Below are 25,031 nucleotides of genomic sequence, written 5' to 3'. Positions count from 1 at the left end.
TTAGCATTTTTTGTAGTTCAGGAGCACAAGCATTGAGAAAGTTTTTAATATTAACCCTTAGCTTGGCTTGTGCTTACTTTTTTACTGGGTATTTTAGCAACTCACTTCTTTCTGTAGATGGCTATGCGGTCGCCTCTTGGCCGCCCTCAGGAATTGCTTTAGCGAGCTTTTTAATTTGGGGACGTAAGTCATTTATTGGCCTTATTCTTGGTGCTTTCTGTACTAACTTAATTCATCTTGATAACACCGTAGATATTCTTCATTTTAATGTGCTTTTACAAGCTATTTGCGTCACTTTAGCCTCTGTTTTACAGGCTTGGATTGGTCGTCAAATTATAGTAAATGTTATAAAGGCTCCACTAGATTTATCTTCTTTAAAACACAGTGTGCAGAGCTTAATAGTAGCAGGACCAATATGCTGTGTTATTGCTGCAGGTGTGGGAACTAGTTTATTAGCATTGAATAATGTGATCCCTACGCATGCTATTTTTGATAGCTTTATAGCATGGTGGATTGGCGACAGTATCGGTGTACTTATATTTACTCCACTCATGCTCGCAGCCTTTAATTACACGCAAGTACGCCACCGTATGTTGGTAATTTTACCTTCACTATTAATTTATATACTAATCAGCGTTAGTTTTTATGGCGCTGCCAGTGTTAAAAAAGAAAAAGACATTCAAAAGCAAGAAGCCAAAATACTTACTGTGCAAAATGCTATAAGCCAGAAGCTCGATGGTATTACTGCTCACTTAGGATTGTTAGCTACATTTTTTGCTAGTAGTAATGACGTGAACTTTAAAGAGTTTAAACAATTTACTTCAAAGCAGTTGGACTATAGCCAAGAAATTTTAGCATTTGAATGGATACCTTATGTACCAGCAAATAAACTCGCAGATTTTGAAACACATGAAAATACAGCCACAGGCAAACCTTTATATATAAAAGAAAAGTCACTTGATGGAGGTTGGCAACCTGCAGGTACTCGTAGTAATTACTTTCCTGTAAAATATGTATATCCCTTAAAAGATAATGAAGGTGTTTTAGGGTTTGATTTAGCTTCTAGTAAAGTAAGAGGTGCAGCGCTTAGCAAAGCGAAAGAGCTTAATGAACTTGCACTAAGTGGGCCAATTAACTTGGTCCAAAATACAGCTGAAGACGGTGTACTCTTTTTATATCCTGTTTTTGGAGAGTCGTCTACCGAAGATGATTTTCAAGGTTTTGTGGCAGCGATTGTCAGTCTGAAACGCTTATCGCAAACACTATTATTTGATCACAACAACTCAATTTCAGTCAGTTTTTTTGATACAACGATACCAGGGAAAAAGCAGGCAATTTATATTGCCGATACCGATAACTCGCAAACGCTGTTTAAAGAATATCAATTGTTGATTGGCAAACGCATGTGGCAGGTCGAGTTATATGAACCAATAGTTAGAACGTCTTGGTTAATGTATTGGCTTGCACAAATAGTAGGTATGTTGTTTGTGTGGTTACTGATTACATTTTTGATTTCAGTTACAGGTACAAACATACAAATTCGCGAACAAGTGGCTAAGCAAACGCATACATTACGCAAAGAAAAACAAAAAGCAGATGAAGCGAGTCATATTAAAGGGCAGTTTTTAGCAAACATGAGTCACGAAGTCCGCACCCCTATTAACGGTATAAAAGGGCTGCATTATTTAGCGCTGCAACAGAATGATTGGCAACAAGCAAGGAGTTACATTGAACAAGCAGATGGAGCACTGGGTGTTTTACTGCGGGTATTAAACGATGTGCTCGACTTTTCAAAAATGGAAGCAGGCAAGCTAGACTTAATGCAAGAGCCTATTAACGTAGCGAGTTTAGCGGATGAAATGCTTAATTTACTTCAGTTTGAAGCTGACATTAAATCAATAAAGTTAAGTCTCGATTTTGATAAAACATCAAATTTGGTCATTAATACCGATCCAATCCGCTTAAAACAAGTGCTGCTGAATCTGCTCAATAATACGGTTAAATTTACAGGGGAAGGTGAGATCACTCTGAAAATTTGGCAGTCGAAAAAAATGACTTACTTTAGTATTAACGATACGGGTATTGGTATTAGTAGCGAAGCACAAAAACAATTGTTTAAACCGTTTGCGCAAGCCGATAGCTCAACCTCACGTCAATATGGTGGTACAGGCTTAGGGTTAAGTATTTGCAGAAAGTTGGTTGAGTTAATGGGTGGTGCAATTGATTTAGTCAGTTATGAAGGTAAAGGTTCTACATTTACATTTAGTTTGCCGCTTATATCGCCTTTACCAAAGGCAGATCAAATTCAACAGCAATACGACGAAATAGATGTAAGTACCTTATCATTCGCAAACTATAAGTTACTTTTAGTCGAAGATAACCCACTTAACCAGCATGTTGCCAGTGCCATTTTAAAAACAAAAGGGTGTATTGCCGACATTGCTAATGATGGTTTTGAAGCCATAGAAAAGCTAACCGAAAATAGCTACGACATTGTTCTTATGGATATTCAGATGCCAAAAATGGATGGACTCCAAGCAACAAAAGTAATTCGTTGTGATTTAGGGTTAATTGATTTACCCATAATAGGGCTATCGGCGAACGCCCATGATGATGACGTTAAAAAGGCATTAGCCTCTGGAATGAATAGTTATATTACCAAACCTATTGATGCAAATACGCTTTTTAAAACTCTTTGGCATTATTTATCAAATAAATAAGTAACGTTATTTTTTGCACAAAAAGCAGACATATGACCGCTTAAACTTAACGCAAACCATATAGACTTGAAAAATAACTATATCTGCGTATCATGCGCGCAAATTTAACTAAACTGGGTTGCTATTATGATCAATAGAAAATTACCTTTGCTAGATATTCACCGTCATTTAGATGGTAATGTACGTGCGCAAACCATATTAGAACTTGGTCGTCAGTTTAATATAGAGTTACCTGCAGATAACGTTGAGGCATTAATTCCTCATGTTCAAGTTATTGACCCTGAGCCAAACCTTATGGCTTTTTTACAAAAGTTAGATTGGGGTGTCACTGTACTTGGCGACTACGATGCGTGTAGACGCATAGCGATTGAAAACATTGAAGATGCACAAGCACAAGGCCTTGATTATGTAGAGCTTCGATTTAGCCCTTACTACATGGCACAAAGCCAAGGTTTACACCCAGAAGGGGTTGTAGAGGCGGTTGTTGATGGTATTAAATCAGCAACAAAGGATGCAAATATAAAAGCTAACTTGATTGGTATTTTATCGCGTACTTATGGCGTAAAAACATGTCAAAAAGAGCTTGATGCTTTACTCGCATTTAAAAATGATTTAGTTGCTGTTGATTTAGCCGGTGACGAAATTGGCTTTCCTGGTGAGTTGTTTGTAGAGCACTTTAAACAAGTACGAAATGCTTATTTAGCTTCGACTATTCATGCTGGAGAGGCACTCGGTGCTCCAAGTATTTGGCAAGCAATTAATGAGCTAGGTGCAAGCCGAATAGGGCATGGCGTTAAAGCTATTGAAGATCCAAAACTAATGGATTACTTACGCGATAACCGTATTGGCATTGAGTCGTGCTTAACAAGTAATATTCAAACCAGTACAGTAAACGATTTAGCTAAGCACCCACTTAAACAGTTTTTAGATCACGGTATTTTAGCGTGTATTAATACTGATGACCCTGCGGTTGAAGGCATTGAAATTGAGTACGAATATACCGTTGCAGCACCTAAAGCTGGCTTATCTCAAGCTGATATGGAAAAAGCCCAAAAAAATGCATTAGAAATAGCATTTTTAAGCGATGGCGATAAAAAAGAACTTTCAGCAATCGTTAGCGCACGTTAATTTAAGAATATTAAAAATGCCGCTTTATATAAGCGGCATTTTTGTATTTGTAATTTAGTGTGTTTGGCAGCTCATGTAATTATCGTAAAGTGCTTTAAGTACATCTGCTCGGCTGATCATGCCGATTACTTTAACACCCTCTACAACAGGGTAGTTTTTTGGTTTACCGGGCTGCATTTGCTCTGCAAGCTCAATAATATTGGTATCGCCGCTAACGGTCACTACCTTTGTTTGCATAAGTTGCGATACTTTAACCATCCCATCACAAAAATAACTGCTTTGCGTAAGTGGTTTTAATAGTTCTTGCTCAGATATAAATCCGACTAGGCATTTATCTTTATCAAATACTGGTGCACCAAGTAGTTTAAATTTTTGTAGTTCTGCTATGGCTGTCGTCATTTCTGTATCTGGTGTGATATTTGGCAACTTGCGTTGCATAAAATCTTTTACTTTTGTATTTAGCATTTGGGTCTCTCCCGCTGATGTTCTATACAAAGTATGGTTTATAGATAGGGATTTAGGAAATTGTTTATATTGATGAGATTGATAGGTTTTAACTATTAACTATTAACTATTAACTATTAAGTATTTGTTGTTATATAAAATAAAAGCACCGATTAGGTGCCTTTATTCATAACTGAAAGTTAATTTCAATTATTTGATAAATGCGAATGCATCTGCGTACATGTTTTCACGAATTGCACCATGAGTAATAAAGTCATCACGGACAATACCTATCATGTCAAAACGACCGGCCATATAAATATCGTATGGTTCAAGTGATACAATATCTTGCATTACCGCTTTATGTACATAGCCAGTGTGACCTTGCCAATTAGCAGATGGATTTTCTACCACAGGGATAAACTCAAAGTTTTTGTGGCTATCGGCCCATGTTTGCATTTCTGTATGTGCGTATAAAGCTGACTCTTCTTTTACACCCCAGTAAAATAATACAGGACGGTCGCACTTAATTTCAGCTAAGTGATCAGCCATTGATTTTGCGTATGAAAAACCAGTGCCACCGGCAAGTAAAATAATAGGGCGCTCACATTGCAGGCGCAACTGTGAAATACCCAAGCCAGCTTCAATGTCTACTAACTGCCCAGTGGTATGGGCGTTTCGTAAATGTTCCAGCGATTGCATTGCATACGAATCGGCACCTGACGCGCCAATATGCAGTTCTATTGCATCGCACTGTGAAGGGCGACTAGCTATAGAAAAAGCACGTTTGTCTTTTTCGCCCAATACGAGTTGCATGTATTGGCCAGCTTCAAAGGTCACAGGTTGTTGTGGCTTTAAAATTACTTTGTGAACAAATTCTGTAAGTGGGCTGATAGCTACAACTTCAGCTTTTAATGTTTGCATTTTTTACCTTTTAGCAGCGCTTTAAACAGCAGATACGCAATCGAATGACTCGATTCTAGCATATCTGCAGGGTTATTTTATAGCCTGTTATGTACTTACATATAAACACTTAAAGAATATTAAGGCTTTCCCAAATATCATCTACGCGGTCTTTGGTGTCTTTATCCATAACAATAGGCTCGCCCCATTCGCGGGTGGTTTCGCCAGGCCATTTATTGGTGGCATCCATTCCCATTTTTGAACCAAGGCCAGAGACTGGCGATGCAAAATCGAGATAATCAATAGGTGTGTTTTCTATTAATGTTGTATCGCGAGCAGGATCCATTCGGGTTGTTATAGCCCAAATAACATCTTCCCAATCACGGGCATTAATATCGTCATCGCACACAATTACAAACTTGGTATACATAAACTGACGTAAGAACGACCAAACTCCCATCATCACGCGCTTAGCATGGCCAGGATATTGTTTTTTCATTGTTACAATCGCCATACGGTACGAGCACCCTTCAGGCGGCAGATAAAAGTCGACGATTTCAGGAAATTGCTTTTGTAATATCGGCACAAACACTTCATTAAGCGCTACACCTAAAATTGCAGGCTCATCAGGCGGACGGCCAGTAAATGTGCTGTGATAAATAGGATCTTTACGATGCGTTAAGTGAGTTACCGTCATTACTGGAAAGTCATCTACTTCATTATAGTAACCGGTATGGTCACCATAAGGGCCTTCAGGTGCGATTTCACCTGGCATAATGTAACCTTCAAGTACTATTTCTGCACTGGCAGGGACTTGCAAGTCATTGGAAATAGATTTTACAACTTCGGTTCTGCTACCACGTAATAAACCAGCAAATGCATATTCGCTTAATGTGTCGGGTACAGGCGTTACTGCACCTAATATAGTAGCTGGATCGGCACCTAGTGCTACCGAGACAGGGTAAGGCTGCCCTGGGTTTTCTTTACACCATTCTTGAAAATCAAGCGCGCCACCACGATGCGACAACCAACGCATAATTATTTTATTTTTGCCTAATAATTGCTGGCGATAAATACCTAAATTTTGGCGCTTTTTATAAGGCCCTTTAGTGACTGTAAGGCCCCAAGTAATTAATGGCGCTGCATCACCTGGCCAGCAATGCTGAATAGGTAATTTAGTTAAGTCTACATCATCACCTTCTAAAACTACTTGTTGGCAAGGCGCTTTTTTAACTTCTTTTGCTGGCATATTAAGCACTTGCTTAAAAATAGGTATAGCGCCTAGTGCTTCTTTAATTCCCTTTGGTGGATCAGGTTCTTTTAAAAAAGCGAGTAGCTTACCCACTTCGCGAAGCTCGCTAACGTCTGTTTGGCCCATGCCCATTGCTACGCGTTTTGGTGTACCAAATAAGTTGGTAAGCACCGGCATATCGTAGCCTTTTGGATTTTCGAATAATAACGCAGGACCTTTTGCACGCAATGTGCGATCAGATATTTCGGTCATTTCAAGATACGGGTCGATTTCTTGGGTGATACGTTTAAGTTCGCCTTTTTTTTCAAGCAAATCGATAAAATCACGTAGATCTTTATATTTCATTGTGGGCCGCTATTAAGCAAAAGAGTTAAAGTATTATACCCATTTCATGCAAGCCAAGTCATTACTTGCACTTAAAACTTAAAGCGCTCTACGGCACTTGTTAAGGAGTGTGCAAGTTGATTTACGTCTTCACTTTCGCTTGCTAGGGTTGTCGCGTTTTTGGCATTCAAGGTTGCTTGCTCTGTCACCTTGGCCATTATTTGTTGAATGTCGTTACTGTTAGTCAATTGCTCATGTGATGCATGAGCAATCTGCTCACTCATCTGATTAACAGACAACAATGTGCTTTTAATACGCTCTACGGCTTTATTTAGTTCAGTGCTGTTTTTAACACATTGCTTGGCTTGGTGTTGGCCATCGGTAATGTGTTCTTGAGTTGTTTGAGTGTGCTGTTGCAATGTTTGGATCATGGTGTTTATTTCGCTAGTCGAGGTCTGTGTACGTGCAGCTAATGATCGAACCTCATCAGCAACTACAGCAAACCCGCGTCCGTTTTCACCCGCTCGCGCTGCTTCAATTGCAGCATTGAGTGCCAATAAGTTGGTCTGCTCGGCAATGCTGCTAATTGTTTCAACAATGGCTTCAATAAGCTGAGTGTGTTGGGCTAGTTCCTCAGTGCTGCCTACTGCTTTATCAAGGCGCTGTAATAAAGTTTCTATACTTAGACTATTTTTATTAGCAATCTTGTTTACGTCATTGGCAAATTGCGATGCATTGGTTATTTCACTTGATGTTTTATCTGCTTGTTCATAAACCGCTTGTGAGTTGGTTAGCATATTTTGTGCAAGCGATGTTGCCTGCGCGCTTCGCTCCAACTGCTGTTGTGCAACAACCGTCATTTGCTGACCTTTTTCACTGGTTTTAATAGCGCTGCGGTCTAGTTCATGGGCGTCACTACTAATTGCGCCAATTAACTGGGTAAGGTCTTCACTGAGTTTATTTATGTTATTTAGCAAAGTACCAAATTCATCTTTACTGCGCGGATGGCTTCGCTTTGATAAATCACCTGAGGCGATTCGGGCTAAATCGCGGTTTACTTTTTTAAGCGGTTTTAGCATTGCGCGAGTTGTAAAAATAGAGATAGCGATAATCAATATAATTAAAACAAGCGTAATAATTACTACAGAACTAATCCCAGTATTTATGGCGGCCTTTGCATTAGTTTGTAAGGCATTAAAGCGCTCATCAGCCAATTTATTAAGTTCAATAAGCTGACCTTCTGTTGTTATAAATTGCTGTTGAAAGTGTTCAAAATTTTGAGCCGCAGCAATAGTACTTTTGAGTACTTTATTTTGTTGGGCATAAATTCCTGTATTGTTGTTAAGTAACTCTCTTAATTGATTAAACTTAGTCGTTAAATTTTTAGCATTAAACGCATTATTAAAGGGTAGCGCTTGTTGCTCTAAATAGGTGAAATTAGGTTGGATGTTATCTAGTAGAAATAGGGTATCTTGCTGATGGCTATTTAAATCATTGATACTTGTAGTTTGAGTAATGCTTTTTATATTATTGCTTAAGTTAAACAATAAATCATCTATACGGGTCGCTGTTCCAAACATAGCATTAAGTAGCGCCTGCTGTTTTGCAGGCACTTCTAAAAGTTCTATATCAAGTAAGTTAGAACTTAAATTGTAAAGTTGCTCGTTAAACGTTGCTGATAATTCTATGGTGGAATTTTGCGCTACAAACTTACTCTCTTTAGCACTAAACATTGCGACACTTACTTTAGTCAGTTGCTCAAAGCCTTCGTTGGTACTGGCGAGTAAATTTTGCATTGTTATTTGTTGATTTAGTTGAGTGCTTAACGAATTGAGCATATCGCTAAATTGTTGTTGCTCAGCTTGCGCCTGTTTTTTATTTTGTTGAAGTAAATCAAGGTTTGCTTGGCTGTAAGCTAAGGCATTAAATTTGGTAATAGACAGTAATGATAGCCTTAAATCTTTACTGAACTGTTGTACCGGAACTGCTAATTTTTCGGTTCGGGTATTGTTAACGCTAATTTTGTTTAATGACCAATAAAAAAACACACTACTTGTTAGCACCAATAAACCAATGGCTGTAAAAGCTAAAATTATTTTATGTTTGATCGCAATTGAACGCATAACTTCATCACAATAATGGGTCTTTAATTATTGTAGCATTGCTGTAATTTATTGGTTAGTTTTGTGTTAAACCTTGATGCACTGTCTTTTTTTACCAGCAATGATTAGCATGGCCTCATTTCCCTTACCCCAAAACAGTACCTCTTCACTTATATATTTATTCCCTGATGCACTTTTTTCGTGATTAAGTACATGCACTTTATTGTTAAAGATAAGTTCGGCTTCAGAATTATTAATGATATTGAGTTTTACGCTCTCATCATCGCATTGGTAAGCAGTACTGGTTTGTAAATCACTACATGCGGTTAAGCTTAGTAAAATAGCGATTAATGCTAAATATACTTTCATTTTTCCTCCCATCTTCTTTAAAAGTTAGTTAAAACACAGGGCAAAATTTTAATCTAATGTAAGAATAACAAAGCAAAATTAACCGTTGGTGAAAGTAGCGCTTTACGTTATGTTTATAGCAATATTTTTTGAGCTCGGAAGCTTTATGGCAGGCACTAACCTTTTAACGTTATTAGACGATATAACCACTTTACTTGATGACATTGCGACAATGAGTAAGGTAGCAACAAAAAAAACAGCGGGTGTATTAGGCGATGACTTAGCGCTCAATGCACAGCAGGTTACAGGTGTTGCAGCAGAGCGTGAATTACCGGTTGTTTGGGCTGTGGCAAAGGGCTCATTTTTAAATAAAGCGATACTCGTACCCGCTGCTTTATTAATAAGCGTATGGCTGCCTTGGTTAATAACACCGCTTTTAATGATGGGTGGTTTGTTTTTGTGTTTTGAGGGAGCTGAAAAAGTATTTGCTAAGTTTTTGCCTCATCACAATGAAGTGGTAGATGAAGATGAAAAATTAGATTTAGTTGAGTATGAAAAACAAAAAATAAAAGGGGCAATAAGAACCGACTTTATTCTTTCTGCCGAAATTATTGTTATTACTTTAGGCACTGTGGCAGGCGCTACATTACTTAACCAAGCTTTAGTGCTTTGTGTTATCGCAATTATAATGACGATTGGCGTTTATGGCTTAGTGGCCGGTATTGTAAAGCTGGATGATGCCGGGCTTTATTTACTCAACCAATCTAAAGTGTCAGCTAATAAATTTAAAGAGTTACTTGGTAAAGGCTTACTCGCAGCAGCGCCTAGGTTGATGCAGTTTTTAGCATTTGCGGGCACCATTGCAATGTTTTTAGTAGGCGGCGGGATTTTAGTGCATGGTGTTGAGTTACTGCATCATACTCAAGTGGATGTAACAAGCTATGCTCAGTCTGTTGCTGGCGGCACAGGAGAAGTATTAGCGCCTCTCTTGTTTGATGGTTTGCTAGGTGTTATTGCCGGCTTAGTTGTTGTGCTTATACATGTAAGTTATACAAAGTTATTTAAAAAATAGTTTATAGCTGGCGTACTTGTTGCGCCAGCTATATTTAAATTCACTCATTCACAGTTAGCTATTTTACAAAGCGATTCTAATTCAAATTGTGCTTTAGTATTTTTTTGCTCAATGGCCTTTTTATACCAATAAATAGCCTGTTGATAATTTTGAGCTATTCCCTGACCATCACGATACATTTGCGCTAAATTTAATTGCCCCCATTGAGAACCCGCTTCAGCAGCTAGCTTAAAGCTATTAAATGCTTCAAAAAACAACTTATCTTTAAAATAAATAATGCCTTGTTGATTGTTTTTATCGAGTTTTAAACCTTTATATAGTGGCTTAGGTTTGGGAGGAAACATCACAAACCCGCCATAAAGGCTGTTGGCATAAGGTCGCAGCACATCATAAATAGCTTCGTCTTTATACAAACGCTTTACTTCATCACGAGGGAGGGTGATTGTTTTAGTGGAGAAGTAATTGTCTTGAATTAGTTGGCTGGTACGCATTGCCAAGGTAATACTATTATTACGTTTATAGCTGTAGTTGCTTGTCTGAAAGGTAATAAACTGCTTATCAAAACTTAAAACTTGAGCAATTCTTAAATTGGTTAGGATCCAGGGTTCGTGTGTAAATTTGTCGGCGTGTACTAAGTAGGTGTCATATATTTTAGGTGTATTCAAATAGCTTTGCTTTTGAGTCTCGGTATCAAGGTGTTGTTGATAAAAAAACGAAACAATCCAAAGCAATAAAAATACGCCAATAAAGTATTTAGGTAGGCTTAGTTTTTCTATTAACGGTAGTTGCGGTATTTTAACAGGTTCGCTTTTTCCGCATTGATAGCACTCGCGTTTATAGCTTAATTTTAAGGCAAGCATAGGTAAAATGCTAAATCGTAAATAGCGGCTTTTATTTACTAAATGGTAGGCGTCGCTCTGGCAGTGAGGGCAGCGTGTTATTTGTACAAAATGTGGAAATGATTCACTCGTGTTGAAAAGTAACATAAAGCACGCTCCTTGTTTAATTACCTAAAGGTAAAACAAGGAGCGTGTTAGTTAAAGCTACAAACTGTAAGTAAGTATGTCTGTTATTACTTATTGTGAGCTTTAGGCTTGATAGTGGTTTTTGCATCGGCAGCCATTAGAGCAAATACAGCGTATGCAGCGGTATTTTGACGAAGCTTAGCAGGTGTTACTTTATCAAGCGTATCGTCAGCTGTATGGTGGTAATCAAAGTAATCTGTTCCATCTTGAGCAAGTTCAAAAATAGGCGCTGACGTTGCTGCTTTAAGTGGAATTAGATCGGGGCCACCATTCGCTTGGTTTTTACCAATGTGCTCAATATTTAACGGCGCAAGTTCTTTTGCTATAGCGCGAACTACAGGAAGTGACTCTGCGCTTACGTTCGATTCAAAAGCATATACAACATCGGCGCCAAAATCAGACTCAGCGGCTGCAACAATATTGCTTAGCTCGTTTTTATGCTCTGCAAAATAAGCTTTTGCACCCCAAAGACCTAGCTCTTCAGCTGCAAAAAGTACCACACGAATACTGCGCTTAGGACGTTTTACATCGCTAATATGTTTAGCGGCTGCCATTGTTAGTGCAACGCCTGCGCCGTCATCTAATGCGCCAGTCCCTAAGTCCCAAGAATCTAAATGCCCGCCAATTAATACATATTGCTCAGGGTTTTCGGTACCATTAAATTGGCCAATAACGTTATAACCAGTGCCTTCACCAAGGCTTTCGGTTTGCACATTAATATTTACCGATACGTCTTTATTTAAAGCGACTAAGCGTGCTATTTGATCTGCATCTGGGTTAGCAATTGTTACGTTAGGTATTTTTGTAACACCTTCTTTATAGTAACTACCGCCAGTGTGTGCAAAACGATGATGACCGGTACTAACCGAGCGCATCATGTAGGCAACAGCGCCTTTTTTAGACGCTTCTATAGCGCCTGTACCGCGTGCTTTTACAGCCGGCCCGTAACCATTCCCGTCTATGTCGCGGTTCATGCGGTAATTAATATATGCAATTTTACCTTTTAAACTGTTCGCCGGTGCGGCTTTTAATTCATCAAGTGTTTCGAATAATACAACCGGCGCTGTAATCCCATCTTTTGGCGTGCTTATACTGTTACCTAATGCAGTTAAGTGCAGTGGTTGCTCGCTTGGTGTTAGTATTTTTCCGCTTTCGCTATAACGACGCCATTCAGGAAACGTGGCTTTTTCTAGCCATACTTTATCAAAGCCCAGTTCATTAAATTTGGCTTGAGCCCATGCCACTGCTTTTTTATCGTTTTCAGTGCCGGGTAAGCGAGGACCAACTTCAGTTGTTAATGACTCTAGCAATTTATAGCTTAAATCACTATTTAGTGCAGAGGTGCGCACTTCGTCTACTTGTTGTAATTGCTTTTGGGTAAATTCGGCGCTGTTAGCGTTTGCAGCCATACTGCTAGTAAGCAGCAGTGCGGTAATTAATTTTTTCATTTTGGTAGGCCTTTTTAATAATTAGCGCTATTAGAGCATGTAACAAACATGATAAAAAATAGATGAGATGAATAGGCTTTGTAATAGGTTTAATGCTGTTAGGTATAAACGTTTAGATATAAAAAAAGCCCGCGTAAATGTACGCGGGCTATATTTTAACACTGTTATTTAAGGCATTTATTTAAAAGCTAAATTGCGCTGCTAAACGAAGATTTGTACCCTCGCCAACAGTTACATTACTAGTGCCGCCACCACCTAAATAGCTTTTATCAAATAAGTTTTCGATGTTAAGGCGTAAGTTAATATCGGTATTACTTAAGTTAAACTTATAAGTGGCACCTACATCAACACGCGTATATGCATCTTTAGTAATTGTATTGTTGCTATCGGCAAAGCGCTCACCTTCGTAAAATGCACCAGCATTAAGTGCAATGGCGTCATTTAATTCATAACGCGTCCAAAGTGATGCCGACCATTTTGGTGCATCGGTAGGGCGTTTACCTTCCAATACTTCATCGCGTTCAAAGTTAGCATCTAGATACATAGTTGATGCCATAACAAATAAGCGGTCAGTAGCGGCACCTTGTGCGCTTACTTCAACACCTTTGTGGCGTTGTTCACCCACTTGGTTTGTTTCACTTGTGAATGAGCCAATAGGCGTCTCAAGTTGTTCGCTAACAAGAGTACCTTCTTTGCTAATATCAAAAATAGCACTGGTAAGCATTAGGCGGTCATCAAATAACTGCCATTTAATACCAATCTCTCTTTGCTTAGATGTAACAGCATCTAATTTCATGCCGTTATTTACATCTGTTTCATCAATCAGTGTTTCACTACCTTGAGGCTCAAAACCTTCTGAGTAACTAGCGTATATAGTTGCAGAAGCATTTGGGTGATAAAGCACACCTACTTTTGGTACAAATGACTCGTTATCATTTCCTGTGCTATTTTGTTTGTCGTAACGACCACCCAATGATAGTTGCCACTCAGGCGAGAACGAAATTAAGTCTTGAACGTAAATTCCGTAGTAGTCGTATTCAGTTTCGCTTACTGTATCATCTGTTTTATAGCTTACTGATGGACGAGATGGTTCTGCTTGTCCTGCAGAAAAATCAAAATAGTCGGCAGAGGTACGGCGCTGTCCGTAGTAATAATCAAGCGAGTTTGCGCCAATTAAAAATTGGTGCTGTAAGCTACCTGTTTTAAATTCACCAATAAAATCAATAAATGCAGTTTTAAATTGCCAATCGTCAAAGCGATCATAAGGGCGAGATTCATAACTATCGCCTTCAGCAAAGCCACCTGGCATACGCGGTGCTGACTCAAAGCGTTGGCGTTCAAATGTTTGTTCGTTATAGCCAAGCTTTACTTGCCAGTTATCGGTTAAAAATACTTCTAGGTCTACACCTAGGTTTTCTACGGTTATATCGGTAAACGCCCAAGACATATCACGGATTGTTTTATCATCACCAATTACATTGGCATTGTCGTCTATCCATGCACCAGTATCTAAACCTGCTTCGTCGTCTGTGCGGTCGTAATGCACACGTACTAATGCGTTGTCGCTAATATCGTAATCTACAACTAAAGCACCTAAAAAACGGTCACGCTCGCGGTTTTCACCGTTTTGGTATTCACGCCAGTAATCAACATCTTGTTTAACTAAAATACCACGAGCACGTAAATCTTCAGATTCAGTCAAGGCACCAGCAGCATCAACCATAAAGCGCGTTGAGCCATGTTGGTCTACATCGGCACTGGCATTAAATAATGTTTGTGCTGTAGGCTTTTTAGTAACCATGTTCACCAAGCCACCCGGACCTGATTGACCATATAAGATGCTCGATGGGCCTTTAATTACTTCAACTTGCTGCAAAATTTCGATTGGTTGTTGGTAGTGCGACCAATGCTGATGACCGTCGCGTAAATAACCTGTCGATGAGCTCAGCTCAAAGCCGCGTAAGTTAAATACCTCACGATTTCGTTGTTGTGAGCCTGCAGTTAAGCTTGCGTCATTTGTGAGTACTTCGCCAAGTGTAGTGGCAAGCTGTTCGCTAATAATAGTGTCGGTTATTACGGTTACAGATTGTGCGGTTTCAAGTAATGAAGCTGATGTTCTCATTGCGCCATTAGCGTTATCTACTTTGTAATCGTTAAAGTAGCTACCTTTTACTTCTATACGCTCAAGGTCAGTAGTGTTTGCGTATGTGTTTGTTGTAATGCTTGCTAATAGTGCTATGTAAAGAGAATTCAGTTTCATTGTTTGCTTCCAGCAGTGATATGTAAAAAACAATCGCGATCTTAATGCAAACTACTATCATTTTCAACACCTTTTGTTAACGTACTTTATTATGTGTTTGTTAATGGTTGCTAATTACGAATTCTGCTATTATTAGCAGCATATTTAGTGGGGCTTTCCCCCACGTTATTTTTATTGCTATGGAACTTACTGTGACTTCAACTGCTTTTTCATCTTTGGCTTTACCAGCTGGACTCGTTGATAATTTATCAACACTTGGTTATGCGCATATGACACCTGTACAAGCGCAAAGTTTACCGCCTGTACTTGCTGGTAAAGACATCATTGCTCAGGCAAAAACCGGTTCAGGTAAAACTGCTGCGTTTAGCTTGGGTGTGTTAGCTAAATTAAACGTAAAACGCTTTCGTATTCAATCTTTAGTCTTGTGTCCTACTCGTGAGCTTGCCGAGCAGGTTGCGGTTGAAATGCGTAAATTAGCGCGCGGTATCCATAACATTAAAATATTAACGTTATGTGGCGGTGTATCAATTGGTCCACAAATAGGCTCGCTTGAACATGGCGCGCATATTATTGTTGGCACACCTGGGCGTGTTGATGACCATATTCGTAAAGGTACTTTACGTTTAGATGATGTTGAAACATTGGTACTTGATGAAGCCGATCAAATGCTTGATATGGGTTTTCAAGATACACTTGATGCAATTATTGAGCGCATTCCACAAAATCGTCAAACATTGTTATTTAGTGCAACATTCCCAAGAGCTATTGAAGCAATTGCTAAGCGTGTACTTAAAAATCCAGAAATGGTTAAAGTAGAAGAAGAGCAAGCCAAAAGCACAATTAAGCAGTACTTCTACAAAATGGATAATAATAAGCAGCGCTACCCAACGCTAAAATTATTATTACTTAAATTTACACCACAAAGCTGTGTTGTATTTTGTAATACTAAAGTAGAAACACAACAAGTGTGTGACGATTTAGCTGATGAAGGCTTTAGTGCTGTTTCGCTACACGGTGATTTAGAACAGCGCGATCGTGAACGTACGTTAATTCACTTTTCAAATAAAAGTGCTTCAATACTTGTTGCAACCGATGTTGCTGCACGTGGTTTAGATATTGACGACATGGATATGGTGATTAACTACCATTTAGCACATGACACGCAAACACATGTGCATCGTGTTGGTCGTACAGGTCGCGCTGGTAAAAAGGGCATTGCATGTTCTATTTACGGTGAAGCAGAAGCGTTTAAAATTGCTCAAATAGGCGAACATTACGAACGTGATATTACTCCAGAGCAAATGCCACCATTTAATTTATTAGACAAGCCACCGTACCGCCCTGAAATGGTTACTTTGATGATTGATTCAGGTAAAAAACAAAAAGTACGTGCAGGTGATATTTTAGGTGCTTTAACGGGTAAAGATGGGGTTGCAGGTCGTCAGGTGGGTAAAATTAACGTACTTGATAACGTAGCGTTTGTTGCTGTTGAGCGTAACTCATTAAAACCTGCGCTTCGTAAATTAACCGAAGGCAATATTAAAGGGCGTAAAATACGCGCACGTCGCCTTACTCGTTAATTTAAACTTCTAAATTAATAGATTAACGAGCAGCTACCTTTAGCTGCTCGTATTGTGTTTGTATTTTTTTAAACTCAACTTCACAGCCATTTGGTTTATCTGGGTGCACTTGTAATGCAAGTTGTCTCCAGCGCTTTTGAACATTTTTAAGAGTGAAATTTTCAGGTAACTTCCATTCTAAAGCCAATGCTTTAAATTCATTTTCATCTAAAGTCTGTTGTGGTGATGTCGTTTTAAACTGACGCCAAAAGCTATTTAAAAGCTCATCAATCTGCTCTTCACTGGTATCGTAATTATGCCAATCTAAATAATAATCTCGCAAATTTTCGCTTGTTGTTACTAAACTATTATCTCCTTTTTCTAAAAGCTCGATATGCAGAGCTGAAATGAGTAAACTCTGAGGGCGTAATTGTGCCTGCAGTTGGTACAGTGCATTCATGATTAAAAAGTTACGTTTAAATAAATCACGTTCAGGACTTTTATCGAGAGTGGTCATAGCGCTGCGGTTTGTCAGTTCTGCTGCTAAAGTATGAACTTGCCAAACCTGCTTTGTTAGTATTAGCTCAAAAATCTCATCAATCAGTGGGTTAAGCATTGTTTAGGCCCTAGTAGTTGGTGTATCTTCAATAAAGATTACACTGATATAAGTAACGGTTTGAAGGATTAAAATTATGCTGGGCAAGTTAAAATGCCTCTTATTTACTATATGCTGTGTACTAATAGCTCCTAGCTATGCCCAAAATAATGATTCGTTATTTGAGCAATTCAAAAACGAAGTGCAGTGGGAGCCTAAATTACAATTAGCAAACATGCTACTTGCTAATAAAAATGCCTCCAAAAAAGAGCGTGTCGCTGTTTATTCGGCATTGGGTAATACTGCGTTATCGGTTGATAATTTTAAAGACTCATTACATTACTTTAAATTACTTGAACAACATACTTCGGATACTTTCTTCCCTGATGAGCACTTTCGTGCAATTAAAATGCAAGGTGTTGTACTTTTTTATCAAGGCTTATTTCAAAAAGCGATTATTGAATATACCCGTACCCTAGCATTAGCAGAAAAGAATAAGCAATTACTAGAGCAGGCAAACTTATTAAATAATATTGGTTTGGCCTATTTTAATATGAATAAGCTAGGCGATACCCTAGAGTTTTATTTAAAAGCAAAAGCTATCTACGAGGCGTACGGCAGTGAGCAAGATAAAACCGATATACTACTTAATATAGCAGGCGTTTATATACGCTTATCACGCTACGATAGTGCGTTTGGTCTTTATCAAGATGTACTTAAGGTTTATCAACGATTAGATGATAAAAGCGGTATTGCGCAGGTATATAACAATATGGGTGTTGCCCATATGGAGAGTAATCAATTTGACTTAGCACTGCATTATTATCAGCTAGCGCTACGCTATTATATTTCAGCTAATGATTACAATAAGTTATCTACACAATATACAAACCTAGCAAATACTAATTTAGTATTAAAAAAAGTGGATGAAGCGTACGAGCAAGCTAAATTAGGTGAGTACTACGCCCTTAAAATAGATAACCATAATTTAGAGCTTAATGCGCTACATGCGCTGGCTAAAATTCAGTTTGTTAAGGGCAACTTAGAAGAGGCGCAAATAAATTTAGATAGAGCAATTTTACTTGCTCATGAATATGGTAGTGAGCGAATAATTAGAGAGAGCTTGGGGGCCAAAGCACTTCTTGAAGCCAGTAAAGGCGATTATTCAAGCGCAATGGCTTTGCAACAAAAATATATTAGTGAGTTGCGAAAGCTCAGAAGTACGGCAATTATAAATGCACTAGCGGTACTTCAGCATCAATTTAAAGCAACGCAATTAAACCAAGAGATAGAAAAACTTAAACAAGATCGCCGTGTGCAAGAGCTAAAAATGTCGCAGCGTTCTCAGCTTACTTTATTCTCTTTTTTACTATTACTTTTAGTTGTCGTAACTGGTATTGCGCTTTATCGCCGTGGTGCAGAAAAACGCGCTAAGCAGCAGTTAACAGAACAAGTTACGCAACGTACTGCAGAATTGCAGGCAATTGCACAAGAGCTGAGAGAAGCCAACGATGTTAAAAGCCAGTTTTTGGCTAATATTAGTCACGAAATTCGCACTCCACTAACGGCTATTTTAGGGCAAACAGATGCTTTAATTAATGAATTATATGAGCCTGAGTCACTTAAAGATGAATTAAGAGTAATTCAGCGTCACAGTGACCATTTAAAAAGCTTAATAAATGATGTACTCGATTTAAGTAAAATTGAAGCCAATAGATTAGAGTTAAATATTTCGTGCTTTGATATTGTAGAGCTGGTAAATGATGTGCACGCAATGTTTATCACCCAAGCAAAAGCAAAAAACCTACATCTTATTTTAGACAATCAAGTGGGTAATGAGTTTTACACTAAGCTGGATTTAATACGCGTAAAGCAAATTCTTATAAACTTATGTGCAAATGCTATTAAGTTTACTCATTCTGGGCAGATCATTATTGCATTAAATAAGAGTGAGCAAGGACTAGTTATTATTGTAAAAGATACCGGTATTGGTATGAGCTCTAAACAGTTAAAGCTTATTTTTGAATGCTTTAGCCAAGCTGATAACAGCATTAGCCGTCGCTTTGGTGGTACAGGGTTAGGCCTTAGCTTATCGCAACAATTAGCTGCGATGATGGGTGGTTATATCAGCGTACAAAGCGAATACAAAAAGGGCAGTCAGTTTTCGTTCTTTTTACCGTGCGCAGAAGTAAATAAATCGCAGAGCATGATTGAAACTCAAAGTGCTCCTAAGGCAAATAAGCAATTGGCAGGTCGTGTCGTACTTGCGGAGGATCATCCTGATAATCGTAGGTTAATAAGTCGTTATTTACGCTCAATGGGACTCGAGGTTATTGCTGTTGAAAATGGTGAGCAAGCGGTAGAACAGTGCTTAAAAGAATATCCAGATTTGGTATTGCTCGATATTCAAATGCCAGTAATGGATGGGCGTTCTGCTTTTCAGCTATTAAAACAATGTGGTTTTGAGCGACCTATTTTTGCTTTAACAGCAAATGCTATGAGTCATGAAGTAGATGGTTATTTAGAGTTAGGGTTTACTGGTTACTTAGGTAAACCGATAGACAAAGAGTCATTTTATAAAGCGCTTTCTAGTCACCTACATAATGCAGAAGATCAGCCAATTACAAAGCAAAATGAAGTTGATATGAGCGATCTTGTGATTAGTTTCAAGCAGAGCTTTGCTTTGGAGAGTGAAACGATTGCGCAGCATTTTATAAGCGAAGATTTAGATGCGCTACAAAAAGATAGCCATCGCATTTTAGGGGCTGCACAAATGTTTGGTTTGGATGAAATTGCGCAATCGGCTAAAAATTTAGACAGAGCACTTCTACGCAGAAGCAAAAAAAGCAGTGCAAATGACTTTAAAGCGCTCGTTGATACGCTGCAGGATGTACTTAAAAAGTATAATGAAAGTTAAACTGTATTTAATCCAGACATAAAAAAAGCGCCTAAGGCGCTTTTTTATTCAATTAAAACGCTTTTATTGGCGTCTCATCGAATCAAAAAATTCATCATTGGTTTTGCTCATCGATAGTTTATCGATTAAGAATTCCATTGCATCAATTTCTGACATGTCATGAACAATTTTACGTAAAATCCAAAGCTTTTGAAGTTCATCTGGTTTTGTTAGTAATTCTTCACGACGAGTACCTGAGCGGTTAAAGTCGATAGCTGGGAATACACGTCTTTCCGCAATTTTACGGTTAAGGTGAAGTTCCATGTTACCAGTACCTTTAAACTCTTCGTAGATAACTTCATCCATTTTAGAGCCAGTATCGATAAGAGCTGTAGCTATGATTGTTAAGCTACCACCTTCCTCAACGTTACGTGCAGCACCAAAGAAGCGCTTAGGTTTATGTAATGCGTTAGCGTCAACACCACCAGTAAGTACTTTACCTGATGAAGGAATAACGGTGTTATAAGCACGTGCTAAACGAGTGATTGAATCCAATAAGATAACAACATCTTTTTTATGTTCAACTAGGCGTTTTGCTTTTTCGATAACCATTTCGGCAACTTGTACGTGACGAGAAGCTGGTTCATCGAACGTTGATGCAATAACTTCACCTTTAACTAGGCGTTGCATCTCTGTTACTTCTTCCGGACGTTCATCAATAAGTAAAACCATTAATGTTACATCAGGATGGTTGTGCGTAATTGATTGTGCAATATTTTGAAGTAGCATTGTTTTACCCGCTTTTGGCGGAGCTACTAACAAACCACGTTGGCCGCGGCCAATAGGAGATGCTAAATCAAGTACACGGGCTGTAATATCTTCTTTACTGCCGTTACCACGTTCCATGCGAAAACGTTCGTTTGCATGTAATGGGGTAAGGTTTTCAAAAAGAATTTTAGTTCGAGAGTTTTCAGGTTTATCAAAGTTAACTTCATTTACTTTAAGTAAAGCAAAGTAACGTTCACCGTCTTTAGGTGGACGAATAAGACCTGAAATTGAATCGCCAGTACGCATGCTGAAACGGCGAATTTGGCTAGGTGAAACATAAATGTCATCTGGGCCAGCTAAGTAAGAGGCTTCTGATGATCTTAAGAAGCCGAAACCATCTTGTAAAATCTCTAATACACCGCCGCCGAAGATATTCTCTCCGCCTTTGGCATGGGATTTAAGAATGGCAAAAATGATATCTTGCTTTCTTAAGCGGGCTACGTTTTCGAGCCCCATGGACTCAGCTAAGTCTACAAGCTCTTTAATGGACTTGTCTTTTAATTCGCGTAAATGCATATTGGTGGGTTCTTTATTACAGTTGTCATACTCAAAATCGCTTTGATCGTTGAGTGAGGTTTGTTGAATATAACTAAGGATTAGTTGGCTTTATAAACTAGCAGTTCACTGGCAAAGCGTCCAGTCTTTATACAAAATAAATTTAAAAAAGGGCAAAAAGCCCTTTTTATTGTTCTAGCTTACAGTTAGATGTTGTTTTCTAAAAACTCAATAAGTTGAGTTTTTGAAAGAGCACCTACTTTCGTTGCAGCTACTTGGCCATCTTTAAAAAGAAGTAAAGTAGGGATACCACGAATACCAAATTTTGGCGGTGTGCCAGCATTTTGGTCAATGTTTAATTTAGCAACAGTCACACGGCTGTCGTATTCATCAGCAACTTCGTGAAGAATAGGGGCGATCATTTTACAAGGTCCACACCATTCAGCCCAGAAATCTACTAGTACTGGTTTGTCAGATTGTAATACGTCAGCTTCAAAGCTATCGTCAGTAATTTGGATTATTTTCTCGCTCATTGCGCTCTCCGATTTAGTTAGGCGAAATATTTAGTGCGTATTTAAACACTCTTGTTTCTTATTGCAAGTTTAAACGTTATGCTTAAACGCTATGACTAAGACACATTTAACCGATAAAAAGTTTTCAGACTTTGCTATCGCACCGGAAGTGGTTGCCGGTTTAACCGAGAATGGGTTTGAATATTGCACACCTATTCAAGCAAAATGCCTACCTTTTATTTGTGATGGACGCGATATCGCGGGCCAAGCTCAAACAGGTACAGGCAAAACGTTGGCGTTTTTAACTGCCACGTGCCATCGGTTATTACAATCTAGCAAAGCACCTAGTAAACATCCAAGAGCCCTGATCATGGCCCCTACTCGGGAGCTTGCGATTCAGATACACAAAGATGCTAAAATTTTAGCGCCGCACTGTAATCTTAACTTAGGTTTAGTATATGGTGGCGAAGATTACGAAAAACAACGTGCACAACTAGAAAAAGGCGTTGATATTTTAATTGGTACTACAGGTCGTCTAATTGATCTGTATAAGCAAGGCTGTTACACCCTTAATGAAATTGAGGTAGTCGTGCTTGACGAAGCTGATCGTATGTTCGATTTAGGTTTTATCAAAGATATTCGCTATATGTTCGATCGTATGCCAGATACATCAAAGCGTTTAAACTTATTATTTTCTGCCACATTATCGTATCGCGTACAAGAATTAGCTTTTGAGCACATGACAAACCCAGAACATGTTCAAATTGAACCTGACGTTAAAACGGGTAAACGTATTCAAGAAGAGCTCTTTCATCCTTCGCAAGAAGATAAAATTAAGCTGTTGTTAACCTTAATTGAAGAAGAATGGCCAGAGAAAGCAATCGTGTTTGCAAATACCAAGCACAGTTGTGAAACAGTATATGCTTGGCTTAAGTCAGACGGTCATCGTGTAGGTATGCTTACTGGTGATGTTAACCAGAAAAAACGCCAAACTATATTAGCGCAGTTTAGCAAAGGCGACTTAGACTTTTTAGTTGCGACTGATGTTGCAGCGCGTGGTCTTCATATTCCAGAAGTAAGTCATGTATTTAACTTTGATTTACCTGACGATTGTGAAGATTATGTTCACCGTATTGGTCGTACTGGCCGCGCTGGTGCATCAGGCCACGCAATTAGTTTTGCATGTGAGCAATATGCATATAACCTGCATGAAATTGAAGAATATATAGAGCACAGCATTCCTTTATCACATTATGATAAAACAGCATTGCTAGATGATTTAACTCAGCCTATTATTCAAAGAAAGCGCAACTATTCAACAGGTCCACGTAACCGTAGTAATAACAGCGGACGTCGCCCAAATAATAGTTACCAAAAAGGACGGTCGTAAACGACCGTTTGTATAAGTAGTAGTAACTAGAGGTTTTTGAACGGTGGGGCAACTTAAACCGCAAAAAAATGTGTACGCAGTTATTGATTTGGGCTCAAATAGCTTTCATATGCTTATAGCCAAATCAATTGCTGGCGGTCTACAAACAATTGGACGTGTTAAACGCAAAGTCCGATTAGCCGCAGGGCTTGATAAAGATAACGTATTGAGCACTGAAGCAATGCAGCGAGGCTGGGAATGCCTTGCCCTTTTTGCTGAGCGTCTACAAGATATCCCAGATAAAAACATCACCATAGTAGCAACAGCCACCTTACGGTTAGCAACTAACGCCGAAGTATTCAAAAATCATGCAGAAAAGATTCTTGGCCATAACATTAATGTTATTAGCGGAGAATTAGAAGCGCGTACAATTTATAAAGGTGTTGCTCATACTTCATCTTGTACTGGCAAACAGCTTGTTATTGATATTGGTGGTGCAAGTACCGAAGTTGTAATTGGTAAAGTATTTGATGCCTTACATTACAAAAGCCTCAATATGGGGTGTGTTACCTATCTTGAACGCTATTTCAAAGACTGCCAATTAAGTAAGAGTAACTTTAACGCAGCCATAAAAGCAGCTCGTACAGTCATTGATGAAATTTCTCCAGAATATAAAACAGCGGGATGGCAAATTGCATCTGGTGCTTCTGGCACAGTGCAAGCAATTCAAGAAATTATGGTCGCTCAAAATCTTGACGATTTACTTACGCTTGAAAAGCTCAACACTATAAAAGAGCAAGCAATTGCATTTAGCACTATTTCAGCGCTAGACCTTCCTGGATTAAGTGAAGACCGTCGACTGGTATTTGTATCAGGGCTCGCAATCTTAATCGCACTATTTGAATCTCTTGAAATAGAAAAAATGGGATTGGCGGGTGGAGCACTGCGTGAAGGTGTTTTATATAGCATGGTTCCGGAGTTTCATAATAACGACATTCGTAAACGCACAGTTGATGGGTTTATGAGTCGTTATCACGTTGATCAAAAACAAGCGTGTCGAGTTTCAAGCTTGGCTATGCAGTTAGCGGTAAGTATTGATAAAGATTGGCCAATTGAAAGTTTAAATGGGTTACCACTATTAAAAGCGGTAGCGCAGCTTCATGAGATTGGATTACTAATAGAATATAAGCAGTACCATAAACACACCGCTTATATTTTGGAAAATACCGATATGCCTGGTTTTTCACAGTCAGAGCATAAATTAATAGTAGCGGTAGCAGATGCGCATCGTTCTGATTTTCCAAAAGGCTGTTTTAATTCACTCGGCGTAAATAGTCTATTGGCGCAATATATAGTGAGATTACTACGGATAGCAGTCATCTTATCAATGCGCAGACAAGATGATGTACTGCCTATGTTTGAGTTAACTGCTAAAAATGAAGTGTTAGACCTTAAGTTTGAAAGTAACTGGTTAAAAGATCATCCATTAATGGCCAGCGAACTACAACAAGAGTCTAAACAGCAAGGTAAACTTGGGTGGAAGCTCATAGTAAACTAATTAAAAAGGCCCATCAGGGCCTTTTTAGTGTTTAAAGTAACCATTTCGATGCAAATATGTGCGAACAGCACATTATTTCAAGTTTTCTTCAAAAAAGGGTTGATCTGTTTTCGGATCTCCCTATAATGCGACCCCACTGAGACGGGAAACGCCAACGCATAGCGAGGCACGAACTACTCAGAGAGTTAAATAA

18 protein-coding genes are annotated in these 25,031 nt (G+C 38.8%); 7 read left to right on the top strand and 11 right to left on the bottom strand.

Annotated elements, in window-relative coordinates; all coding sequences use genetic code 11:
• Positions 1-32 precede the first annotated feature (32 nt).
• Positions 33-2,720, top strand: coding sequence for a CHASE domain-containing protein (locus tag AAEY68_RS06725; RefSeq protein WP_350585713.1), 2,688 nt, complete (start codon positions 33-35; stop codon positions 2,718-2,720).
• A 126-nt stretch (positions 2,721-2,846) separates the two neighbouring features.
• On the top strand, positions 2,847-3,848 hold the full coding sequence (add, locus tag AAEY68_RS06720) for an adenosine deaminase (protein ID WP_024592609.1): 1,002 nt from the start codon (positions 2,847-2,849) through the stop codon (positions 3,846-3,848).
• Between the two features lie 54 nt (positions 3,849-3,902).
• Here add and AAEY68_RS06715 read toward each other — a convergent pair whose 3' ends face one another.
• The 5 genes from AAEY68_RS06715 to AAEY68_RS06695 form a co-directional block, all read right to left on the bottom strand.
• Positions 3,903-4,313 carry a CBS domain-containing protein gene (locus tag AAEY68_RS06715; protein ID WP_007580571.1) on the bottom strand — a complete coding sequence of 137 codons (411 nt, stop codon included), beginning with the start codon at positions 4,311-4,313 and terminating at the stop codon, positions 3,903-3,905.
• A gap of 189 nt (positions 4,314-4,502) precedes the next feature.
• On the bottom strand, positions 4,503-5,216 hold the full coding sequence (gene fre / locus AAEY68_RS06710; RefSeq protein ID WP_024589658.1) for an NAD(P)H-flavin reductase: 714 nt from the start codon (positions 5,214-5,216) through the stop codon (positions 4,503-4,505).
• A gap of 109 nt (positions 5,217-5,325) precedes the next feature.
• Positions 5,326-6,792, bottom strand: coding sequence for a 4-hydroxy-3-polyprenylbenzoate decarboxylase (gene ubiD, locus AAEY68_RS06705; protein ID WP_024589659.1), 1,467 nt, complete (start codon positions 6,790-6,792; stop codon positions 5,326-5,328).
• A gap of 71 nt (positions 6,793-6,863) precedes the next feature.
• Positions 6,864-8,894: a methyl-accepting chemotaxis protein gene (locus tag AAEY68_RS06700; RefSeq protein ID WP_010555427.1), complete on the bottom strand. Its 2,031-nt coding sequence runs from the start codon at positions 8,892-8,894 to the stop codon at positions 6,864-6,866.
• 66 nt (positions 8,895-8,960) lie between these two features.
• The gene (locus tag AAEY68_RS06695) at positions 8,961-9,242 is read right to left on the bottom strand and encodes an MliC family protein (RefSeq protein ID WP_007580576.1); all 282 of its coding nucleotides are present in this window, start codon (positions 9,240-9,242) and stop codon (positions 8,961-8,963) included.
• A gap of 145 nt (positions 9,243-9,387) precedes the next feature.
• Between AAEY68_RS06695 and AAEY68_RS06690 the strand changes: the two genes are divergently transcribed.
• The gene (locus AAEY68_RS06690) at positions 9,388-10,293 is read left to right on the top strand and encodes a DUF808 domain-containing protein (RefSeq protein ID WP_024592606.1); all 906 of its coding nucleotides are present in this window, start codon (positions 9,388-9,390) and stop codon (positions 10,291-10,293) included.
• Positions 10,294-10,337: 44 nt separating this feature from the next.
• Here AAEY68_RS06690 and AAEY68_RS06685 read toward each other — a convergent pair whose 3' ends face one another.
• The 3 genes from AAEY68_RS06685 to AAEY68_RS06675 form a co-directional block, all read right to left on the bottom strand.
• On the bottom strand, positions 10,338-11,279 hold the full coding sequence (locus AAEY68_RS06685; protein ID WP_350585712.1) for a tetratricopeptide repeat protein: 942 nt from the start codon (positions 11,277-11,279) through the stop codon (positions 10,338-10,340).
• Between the two features lie 86 nt (positions 11,280-11,365).
• A complete protein-coding gene (locus AAEY68_RS06680) occupies positions 11,366-12,766 on the bottom strand; it encodes a M20/M25/M40 family metallo-hydrolase (protein ID WP_350585711.1) in 1,401 nt (466 codons plus the stop codon).
• A 181-nt stretch (positions 12,767-12,947) separates the two neighbouring features.
• Positions 12,948-15,026 (bottom strand): TonB-dependent siderophore receptor, encoded by a 2,079-nt coding sequence (locus tag AAEY68_RS06675; protein ID WP_169045187.1) that lies wholly within the window; start codon positions 15,024-15,026, stop codon positions 12,948-12,950.
• Positions 15,027-15,217: 191 nt separating this feature from the next.
• Between AAEY68_RS06675 and dbpA the strand changes: the two genes are divergently transcribed.
• Positions 15,218-16,606, top strand: coding sequence for an ATP-dependent RNA helicase DbpA (gene dbpA / locus AAEY68_RS06670; RefSeq protein ID WP_007580581.1), 1,389 nt, complete (start codon positions 15,218-15,220; stop codon positions 16,604-16,606).
• Between the two features lie 22 nt (positions 16,607-16,628).
• On the opposite strand, the gene AAEY68_RS06665 is transcribed toward dbpA, so the two are convergent.
• The gene (locus tag AAEY68_RS06665; protein ID WP_024592603.1) at positions 16,629-17,201 is read right to left on the bottom strand and encodes a DNA-J related domain-containing protein; all 573 of its coding nucleotides are present in this window, start codon (positions 17,199-17,201) and stop codon (positions 16,629-16,631) included.
• Between the two features lie 76 nt (positions 17,202-17,277).
• Between AAEY68_RS06665 and AAEY68_RS06660 the strand changes: the two genes are divergently transcribed.
• The gene (locus AAEY68_RS06660; protein ID WP_024592602.1) at positions 17,278-20,097 is read left to right on the top strand and encodes an ATP-binding protein; all 2,820 of its coding nucleotides are present in this window, start codon (positions 17,278-17,280) and stop codon (positions 20,095-20,097) included.
• 63 nt (positions 20,098-20,160) lie between these two features.
• On the opposite strand, the gene rho is transcribed toward AAEY68_RS06660, so the two are convergent.
• Both rho and trxA read right to left on the bottom strand, forming a co-directional pair.
• On the bottom strand, positions 20,161-21,420 hold the full coding sequence (gene rho / locus AAEY68_RS06655) for a transcription termination factor Rho (protein ID WP_002960945.1): 1,260 nt from the start codon (positions 21,418-21,420) through the stop codon (positions 20,161-20,163).
• Between the two features lie 185 nt (positions 21,421-21,605).
• Positions 21,606-21,932 (bottom strand): thioredoxin TrxA, encoded by a 327-nt coding sequence (gene trxA / locus AAEY68_RS06650; RefSeq protein WP_002960942.1) that lies wholly within the window; start codon positions 21,930-21,932, stop codon positions 21,606-21,608.
• Between the two features lie 91 nt (positions 21,933-22,023).
• Between trxA and rhlB the strand changes: the two genes are divergently transcribed.
• Both rhlB and gppA read left to right on the top strand, forming a co-directional pair.
• Positions 22,024-23,301 carry an ATP-dependent RNA helicase RhlB gene (gene rhlB, locus AAEY68_RS06645; RefSeq protein ID WP_002960940.1) on the top strand — a complete coding sequence of 426 codons (1,278 nt, stop codon included), beginning with the start codon at positions 22,024-22,026 and terminating at the stop codon, positions 23,299-23,301.
• 43 nt (positions 23,302-23,344) lie between these two features.
• A complete protein-coding gene (gene gppA / locus AAEY68_RS06640; protein ID WP_024592601.1) occupies positions 23,345-24,838 on the top strand; it encodes a guanosine-5'-triphosphate,3'-diphosphate diphosphatase in 1,494 nt (497 codons plus the stop codon).
• The last annotated feature ends 193 nt before the right edge of the window (positions 24,839-25,031 follow it).

It is taken from the genome of Pseudoalteromonas sp. RB2-MNA-CIBAN-0110, from assembly GCF_040309305.1.
Taxonomy (GTDB): Bacteria; Pseudomonadota; Gammaproteobacteria; order Enterobacterales; family Alteromonadaceae; genus Pseudoalteromonas; species Pseudoalteromonas arctica.
The sequence above is the reverse complement of the archived record's forward strand: the minus strand, read 5'-3'. Positions and strand labels throughout refer to the sequence as shown.